General features: G+C 70.3%; 6 protein-coding genes. 1 reads left to right on the top strand and 5 read right to left on the bottom strand.

Annotation, left to right across the window (positions count from 1 at the left end):
- Window positions 1-86: 86 nt before the first annotated feature.
- The 3 genes from JHN63_RS46645 to JHN63_RS46635 all read right to left on the bottom strand — a co-directional run bounded on the left by JHN63_RS46645 (window position 87) and on the right by JHN63_RS46635 (window position 3522).
- Window positions 87-953, bottom strand: coding sequence for a metal-dependent hydrolase (locus tag JHN63_RS46645; RefSeq protein WP_200691204.1), 867 nt, complete (start codon window positions 951-953; stop codon window positions 87-89).
- A 99-nt stretch (window positions 954-1052) separates the two neighbouring features.
- Window positions 1053-2972 carry a hypothetical protein gene (locus tag JHN63_RS46640; RefSeq protein ID WP_200691203.1) on the bottom strand — a complete coding sequence of 640 codons (1920 nt, stop codon included), beginning with the start codon at window positions 2970-2972 and terminating at the stop codon, window positions 1053-1055.
- Window positions 2973-3021: 49 nt separating this feature from the next.
- Window positions 3022-3522 (bottom strand): tetratricopeptide repeat protein, encoded by a 501-nt coding sequence (locus tag JHN63_RS46635; RefSeq protein ID WP_200691202.1) that lies wholly within the window; start codon window positions 3520-3522, stop codon window positions 3022-3024.
- A 139-nt stretch (window positions 3523-3661) separates the two neighbouring features.
- On the opposite strand from JHN63_RS46635, the gene JHN63_RS46630 reads away from it, so the two are divergent.
- Window positions 3662-4063 (top strand): hypothetical protein, encoded by a 402-nt coding sequence (locus JHN63_RS46630; RefSeq protein WP_200691201.1) that lies wholly within the window; start codon window positions 3662-3664, stop codon window positions 4061-4063.
- Window positions 4064-4190: 127 nt separating this feature from the next.
- Here JHN63_RS46630 and JHN63_RS46625 read toward each other — a convergent pair whose 3' ends face one another.
- Together JHN63_RS46625 and JHN63_RS46620 are read right to left on the bottom strand one after the other, a co-directional pair.
- Window positions 4191-5750: a DUF1996 domain-containing protein gene (locus JHN63_RS46625; protein WP_200691200.1), complete on the bottom strand. Its 1560-nt coding sequence runs from the start codon at window positions 5748-5750 to the stop codon at window positions 4191-4193.
- Window positions 5751-5934: 184 nt separating this feature from the next.
- Window positions 5935-6283: LuxR C-terminal-related transcriptional regulator (locus JHN63_RS46620; protein ID WP_200691199.1), on the bottom strand; the 349-nt coding region annotated here is incomplete at its 5' end.

Here is a 6283-nt window from a genome sequence, read left to right as displayed (position 1 = left end):
CCGTCGCCGCCCTGGCCGGCGCCGTAGCGCCCGGCGGGTCAGGAGCGCGGCGCCGGCCAGGGCGGCGACGGTGAGCGGCTTCGGCACTACTCCGCCCTCTTCTCGGCGGCGGTCGCCGCGGGCGAGGACGCCAGATAGGCGACGGCCTGTTCGGTGCTGCCTTCCTGGGAGGGGTGGTAGGCGCGGCTCAGATAGCGGGGTATGGACCTGAGCATGTCCCCGGTGGCGGGCAGGGTGCCGCGCCGGCCGGCGACGTAGAAGTCCTTGAAGCTCGCCCTGCCGTCCACGAGGGTCGGGTCGTTCGCCATGAAGAAGCGGGCGCCGCGCTGCCACAGGAACATCAGCGCGGCGAACGCGGTGGCCCAAGTGCGGGCGCGCCGCCGGTAGTTGCCGTCGACGTGCAGGAAGAGGTCGAAGGCGACGGACCGGTGCTCGACCTCCTCGGCGCCGTGCCAGCGCAGCAGGTCCAGCATGGTGGGATCGGCGCCGCGCCGGTCCAACTCCTCGGCGTTCAGCACCCAGTTGCCGAGGAACGCGGTGTAGTGCTCGATCGCCGCGATGATCGCGACCCGCTCCAGCAGCCACCACTTCCGGGCCCGGCCCGGGGGCAGCGTGCGGTCGCCGAGCAGCTTCTCGAAGAACCAGTCGACCTGGGCGGTGTACGGGGTCGGGTCGAGGCCCAACTCCTTGAGGTGCGGGAGGACTTCGTCATGGGCCTGGGAGTGCATCGCCTCCTGGCCGATGAACCCGATCACGTCCTCGCGCAGCTTCTCGTCCCGGATGAGGGGCAGCACCTGCTTGTAGACGTGCACGAACCACCGCTCGCCGGCGGGCAGCAGCAGATGCAGCACGTTGATCGTGTGCGTGGTGAACGGATCACCGGGCACCCAGTGCAGCGGGGTGCCCTCCCAGGAGAAGGACACCTTGCGGGCCTTGAGCGGGCTATTGGACATGGCGTCAATGTACTGACGGGTAAGTCCGGGGGGAACCCTTCTGCGGGTACTTGTTGACGCCAGTGTCAGCTAGGTCGGTGTCAGCCAGGTCGGTGTCGGCTAGCGCAGTCCGGTGATCGTCCGGCCGTCGTCCAGCGTGCCCTTCAGCTCGGCCTGGACGCCCTGCTTCGTCCTCACGGTCAGCAGGCCGCCGCGCGCCGAGCCGGTCACCCCGCCCGTCGCGGTGACCGCCGCGGTGTCCTTGCTGCCCGCGGCCAGCAGGTACCAGGAGCCCGCCGCCGACTTCCACAGCACTCCGGCCAGTACATGCGGGTCACGCGCCCCGCACGCGGCCACGTCCTGCGCCTTCGCGGCGACCGCGCCGTAGGTCCCGCCCGGCGTGCGGAACTGGGCCAGCACCCGCTCGCCGCCGCCCTGCCAGGTCTCGGCCCGGGTGCACACCCACTCCGCCGTGCCGCTCGCGTCGGGCAGCGGCTGCTCGGCGTACTGCCAGGCGTTCACGGACCGTACGCCCAGGGAGCGCATGGCGCCGAGGGAGCAGGCGAAGGGCGCCCACGCGTGCTGCGTCCGGGTGCCGGACACCTCGTGGGGCGAGCCGGGGCGGCCGGCGGTGAGGTGCGCCGGGACCAGTTCGCCGAGGTCGCTCAGCAGGCGGGTGCCGGAGCCGTCGGTGAGCTGGAGCACGTTCCAGGACGTGCACGCGCCGGTCGCCTGGGCGGGGCTGGCCAGTGGGGAGGTGATCCCGTCGGTGAGGGTCATGGGCAGCGCGCCGGCGTTCGGCTTCTGAAGGTCGCGCTCGGCCGCCTTCCTCACCCAAGGGGCCGTCAGATAGCGGACGTTGCCGTCGGCGCGGTCCAGGACCACCGCGTCCGCCTCGGCCCCGGTCGCGCCGTCGACCCGCGCGAAGTCCAGCGCGGCGCCCTTGGTGCCGTCCTTCGGTTCGGCGTAACGGGCGATGCGCAGGCCGTCGTAGAGGATCACCACGCGCGCGTTGTCGACCGTTCCCGCGTACAGGAGTTGGGGTGGTCCGGCCGGGCCGCCGGAGGGGGTGCCGGGGGTCGCCGAGACCTGGACGGACTCGCCGGGGCGGGCCCAGACGGCGAGGGCGCGGCGCAGCAGGGCGGTGTCGTCCGTGAGGTCGCCGCGGGCGGGCCAGACGGAGAAGTCCTCGCGGGTGGAGGACGTCCACGCGGTCGGTGCGATCCTCGTCAACCTGCCGGGATCCAGGGCGGCTTGGGATGCCGGGTTCTGCGCGTACGCGGGCGCGGCGGCGCCGTCCGGGCCCCAGCCGCCGCCGGGCAGCGCGACCAGCGCCCCGCACACGGCGATCGCCGCGGCGGCGGCGAGCGCGGCCTTGCCGTGCTGGCGGCGGCGCATCAGGTCGGTGGGCCGGGCGTGCAGCGAACAGGGGTCGAACTCGGGGGAGTCGAGCAACTCGTACTGCGCGGGCGTCTCGTCGGCCTCGCGCAGCGCCGCGTCCACCTCCTCGACTCCGGCCGCCGCGAGCACCCTGCGGACGTCGCCCTCGGGCAGCTTCTCCAGGCCGCGCAGCACGTACACCGCGCGCGCCGGGCCGGACAGCGCCGACAGCCGCTGGTCCAGGGCGAGTTCGTCGGCGCCGCCCGAGCGGGGGAAGAGCCGCAGGCCCCGCACCTGGGGGAGCAGCGGCGGGAGTTGGGAACGCTTGGGCCAGGCCCGGAACGACAGCGGCAGGCCGGCCTCCAGCGCCGTACGCACGACCTGGAGGCGGACGAAGGCGTAGCCCGGGTCGCCGTCCCGCCCGGTCGACTGGGCCGGGATCACGGACGCCGACGCGCGGCCCCTGGGCAGGGCGCGCTGGGTGAGGGCGTGCGCGGTCAGGACGCGCCGGTTGCGGCCGAGGCTCGGGGGGAGCACCAGATAGGCGAGCCGGACGAGCCGTGGATAGTGCTCGACGAGCGCGGCCTCGGCCTGTTCGACATCGACGACCGGGTCGGTGGGTGAAGCTGCGGGGCGCTTGGCGACATCCTGTGACTGCACGTTCAGCAAAACGAGCGAATGGTGAGTTGGTCACCGCCGCCCGGGCGACTCAGGTCTCGGGCTCGACCAGGGCCCGCGCGTAGTTCGCCATCGACCGCTGGTAGCGCGGCAGATGGGGCGCGAGGGCGCCCAGCACGAGGGACAGGCCCTCGCGGTCGCGGCCCAGGCTGGAGAGGCACAGGGCGAGGCACGCGCGGACCGCGTCGTCCAACTCGTCCGAGGGGCCGTCGAGTTCGGGCGTGAGCAGCTTGACGCCCTCCTCCGCCTGCCCGATGTTCCGCAGCGAGCTGGAGAGTTGGATCTTCGCGCGACGGCCCTTGTAGCCGTGCAGCCCGAGTGCCAGCGCCTCCCGGTACAGCGGAACGGCCCGGTCCGAGTGCCCGGTCGAGTCCCAGGCGCAGGCCCGCTCGAAGGGCCCCAGCGGGCTGCCGTCGGGGAGTTCGGCGACGAGCGCGTCGATCACGGCCCGGAAGTCGGCGGCACGCGCCTCCGGATAGTCGTCGAAGGTCGCCCAGGCGGCGGTCGTACGGTCTTCCCAGTCTTGGTTCACGGGCGCCACCTTCGCACACGTGTACAGCCCGGGACGATCGAATTGAGCGCCGGGCAGCTTGGGGCCGTATCGAAGGAGAAGGCCCCTCGCCGGGGCCGACTGCGGCATGCTGCTGACCGGACGACCGGAGGAACGACAGATGAGGTTGACCCGACCGATGCTCGCGGTGGCCGGCGCCACGGCGGCGCTGGCGCTGGTGGGCTGCGGTGCCGACACCAAGGCCGCGACCGTTCCGACGGAGGCCAGCGGCAGCCTGGAGAGCCTGGCGGCCCAGGTGAAGTGCACGCCCGACATCCAGACCGACGCCGACGAACTCCGCCAGGCCATCTGCAAGATGAGCTACGGCAAGTTCGTCCTCGCGACCTTCGCCACCGACCGCGGCCAGCGCGAGTGGATCAACGACGCCAAGGACTACGGCGGGTTCTACCTCGTCGGCCGCAAGTGGGTCGTCGTGGGCACCGACAAGATCGTCAAGAAGCTCCAGACCACGCTCGGCGGCTCCGAGGAGATCGGCACCGACCACTCGAAGCACACCAGCTGAAAAGGCTGTCACCGGTTCACACCCCTCACAGGGTCGACACCGGTTAGGCCAGGGCACACACGAAAGCGGGCGGTGGGTTCTCCCACCGCCCGCTCTCGTGCTACCGGGTCTTACCGGCTACCTGCACTCACTGGCACTTCTTGCCGGTGTTGATGCAGTTGGCGATCTTCGCCGCCAGGTTGTTCTTGGTGACGCTGATGAAGTCGTCGTGGTCGGTCGACGGCTTGTGCAGCTGCTCCGGGAATCCGTCCACCGCGTAGGCGTTCTTCACGGTGCCGTCCGCCTGGATGGTGGGGGGCGTGATCTTGTAGACCAGGCGCATCGTCAGCTGGGGGATGGCCTTGAAGCCGTTCCCGCAGACACCGCTCGCCGGGTCCGCGAAGGCCACGTGCGTACGGTGGTTGGCGCTGTCGATGTTCACGCCGTCCCAGCAGCTCTGGAACGCGAAGGTGCGGACCACGTTGCTGCCCTGCGGGCAGATCGGGTACTGCTCCGTCAGCTGGACCTTGTTCTCGAAGCCGGTGCAGCTCCAGTGCGCGTTGGCGTTGGCCAGACCGTTGGTGAGGGTCTTGGCGTCACCGGTGATGATGCGCAGGAACTGCGGCATCGCGACGACCTTGCTGGCCGGCGAACCGACGTACTTGATCTGCGCCGACTGCGCGGTCAGGATCTTGCCGACGTTGCCTTCCTGGCCACCGCCGAGCGCGTTCTGGTCGAACTCCTTCGTGCCGTCCTGCACACGGACGACCGGCCAGTAGTACGACGAGAGGTCACTCTGGTTCTGGCAGCTGGAGGGGGCGGCCAGCAGCGAGTCGTTCGTGGAGAACGCGTTGACCTTCTGGTTGCCGACGTAGTCGTGCTCGTGGTGCGCGCCGTTGGTCACGCCGGGCGCCACGATGACGTTGTCGGTGTTGTGGTTCTTGTTGGCGTTGACGCCGCACTTGGTGGTGAACGTACCGGTCGAAGCCTGGCCGCTGTTCTGCGGCTTCGCCTGGACGTTCGCCGCGACCTTCGTGATGTCCACGAAGTCCGCCGCCGTCGGGCCGTTGCCGGCCTGACCACCGTTGTTGGCGGCGGGCGCGGAAGCGCTGGCGCTCGGCGCCGCCGTGTTCTGACCGCCGTTGTTCTGGCCGCCGTTGTTGTTGTTCTGACCGCCGTTGTTGTTCTTGCCGCCGCCGTTGTTCTGACCCCCCGCGGTGGTCGTGTTGGTGGCGTTCTGCGTGGTGCAGGCGGCGAGCTGGGCCAGCGCGGTCGCGTTGACGGTGCCGCCCACTCGCTGGATGTCGATGCGGATGCGGTCGATCGTCGCGGCCCGCTTCTCCTTGAGGGGGCCGACGATCGCGTTCTGCACGAAGCTCGCGTCGTTCGCCTGCGCCTGACGCGTCGAGGCGAGCCGGGCGTAGGCCTCGGTGATCTGCTTGTCGAGGTTCGCCAGTTCGACGGCGACACCCTGACGAGCCTTCTGCGGCACGTTCGTCAGCTGCTGGCCGACGTCCGGGCAGGCGATCGTCGCGACAGCACTGGCCGCGGCGGCCTTCGTGGCGTTCTGGCCCGATGAGCTGGACTCATGCGCCGAAGCGTTCATCTGCGCCCAGATCAGCCCGGCCCCCCCGATGGCTAGGGCAGCCGAGGCAGCAATGGCCTTGGTGGCCATCGGCGTACGGCGTTTACGATCATTGCGTCCCATGGAACTCCTCTGACTTCCTTGCGGGGCAGCGAGGGCGCCCGACAGGAGTGAAGCGGCGCCCTTTGATACGCAGGGGGTCACAGGAGTGTTCAGCCGTCTCAGAAACTGATGAGAGATTCTTGGGTAAGTCCCCTGGCAACTGCCCTTTAAACACCAGCAGTTGTGATCGACTCACAGCTAGTGCTCAGCGTCCCCAGTCCAAATAGGCCAATACCGCCAGCACGCGGCGATTGTCGTCGTCGGAGACTTCCAGTCCCAGTTTGGCGAAAATGTTGGACGTGTGCTTCCCGATCGCCCGTTCCGTCACGACGAGTTGCCCCGCGATCGCCACGTTCGACCGCCCTTGCGCCATCAGTTCGAGCACCTCGACCTCCCGGGGCGTGAGCCGCCCCAGCGGCCGGTCGTCGGCCGCCCGCCGGGCCAGCAACTGCTGGATCACCTGTGGATCCATCACCGTCCCGCCGCCCGCCACCCGCCGTACGGCGTCCACGAACTGCTCCGCGTCGAACACCCGGTCCTTCAGCAGATAGCCC

Source organism: Streptomyces sp. MBT65 (assembly GCF_016612545.1).
GTDB lineage: Bacteria > Actinomycetota > Actinomycetes > Streptomycetales > Streptomycetaceae > Streptomyces.
The sequence above is the reverse complement of the archived record's forward strand: the minus strand, read 5'-3'. Positions and strand labels throughout refer to the sequence as shown.